The sequence below is a fragment of the Lacinutrix sp. MEBiC02404 genome (assembly GCF_053601575.1).
The window spans coordinates 1-793 of record NZ_JBSHNV010000125.1; the positions used below are offsets into that span (position 1 = coordinate 1).

Sequence of the window (793 nt, forward strand, 5' to 3'; positions counted from 1 at the left end):
GATGTTTAGCTACATTTTATAACAACGTATATAAAAAATTGCTAGATTAGTGCTTAAATAAAGGTCGTTGCTCTTTTGTTACTTCTGATTTTCCTTCGGAAAATCCGCCTGTACCAAAACGCAACTTTCCATATACAAACACGTTAGCCACAAGTTAAATGAACCGAGTAACTGAAAGACCACATATTATTTTTCTTGTATTTGCAGTAATCACTTTTATTCTCGGATTTAATGCAAACGGAGGAATTACTGTAAATATTCACGACACATATTTTGTGATGAGTAATTATCATTTTGCAACGCTGATTTCAATTCTTTTCGGAATAATTGGACTGATTTATTGGATTGCGAAAAAAGTGAACGGAAACCTCTCTAAACGGCTGAACTTGATTCACGTTGCGCTGACTTTTGGCGGAATTTTTATAATTCTGATTTTAAACGAATTCAAACTAAAGTCATTTGATGTGGACACTTTATCTAAATACGCTTTTAATGAAAATTTAGAAATCATAGTTTATCTGATTTCTGGAATAATTATATTAGTCCAAATTGTATTTCCGATTAACATAATAAATGGAATAAGTAAACGGAATAAAACCAATGGCTAACACCGTATATAATTTATTGCTGGCTTCTCGCCTACTTACGAAAGTCCTCGCGGACTTTCTTGGTCGGTAATTATTTACTAAATTAGTTGCTTAAACCACGCAACAAACCATATACAAACACGTTATAAAAAATAGCCGAGAATCCTCAATTTCAACAAACTGAATTTCTTAAAACATAAATAATT

At 31.8% G+C, this 793-nt stretch carries 1 protein-coding gene; it reads left to right on the plus strand.

The window, feature by feature from the left end; genetic code table 11:
* Window positions 1–158 precede the first annotated feature (158 nt).
* Entirely contained in the window at window positions 159–608 is a 450-nt protein-coding gene (locus ACVCXO_RS02970) for a cbb3-type cytochrome c oxidase subunit I (protein ID WP_452228108.1), read from the plus strand.
* Window positions 609–793: the final 185 nt, after the last annotated feature.